The sequence below is a fragment of the Massilia sp. 01N417 genome (genome assembly GCF_056399645.1).
Map to the genome: position 1 here is coordinate 1 of NZ_JBFTRS010000065.1, position 541 is coordinate 541.

At 57.7% G+C, this 541-nt stretch carries 1 protein-coding gene and 1 pseudogene; both read right to left on the minus strand.

What is annotated here, in order from left to right:
- Positions 1-281, minus strand: a pseudogene (locus tag AC1DOQ_RS26950) (IS5/IS1182 family transposase); the annotation flags it as partial.
- A 102-nt stretch (positions 282-383) separates the two neighbouring features.
- On the minus strand, positions 384-541 hold a 158-nt coding region (locus AC1DOQ_RS26955; protein WP_477371392.1), incomplete at its 5' end, for a transposase domain-containing protein.

A 541-nucleotide genomic window follows, 5' to 3' on the forward strand; every position in this document is an offset into this window, starting at 1 on the left:
GGTCGATTTTGGTCGATTTTACGAATGATCATGTTGGGACAGCACTGCGGCTTTAGCGGGCAAACCTTGCAGTCGTATAGGCTGGCGCGATAGCGAAACGGATTTTTCTGCTGGCTGCGCTGAGCCGGTTTCAGGTGCTTGCCGGCAGGGCAAACATATCGGTTGTTTTCAGCATCAAAGATGAAGTCGCTACGGCTGAAGGTGCCGTCGTGATGTTCGGATTTGTCCCATACCGGAACGTGCGGAGCGATCCCTTTTTCGTCGACCAGCCATCCCAGCATTGCAGCTACGCCGTAGTTCGTGTGTAAGCGTCGTCCCAGCACCGTGTTGAGTTACCGAAGCTGATACGAGATGATGCTTGTCACACCGCTGGGAAGCGGAGTTCAGCCGGGCAGTTTGGCGGCACAGTTCCAGGGCAGGAAGTCGTCGACACGGTTCACAGGGTAGTCGGCGATGTGCGTCAGCACGTGGCGCAACCAGGCTTCGGGGTCGATGCCGTTCAGCCTGGCCGTTCCGATGAGCCCGTACATGGCGGCTGCGC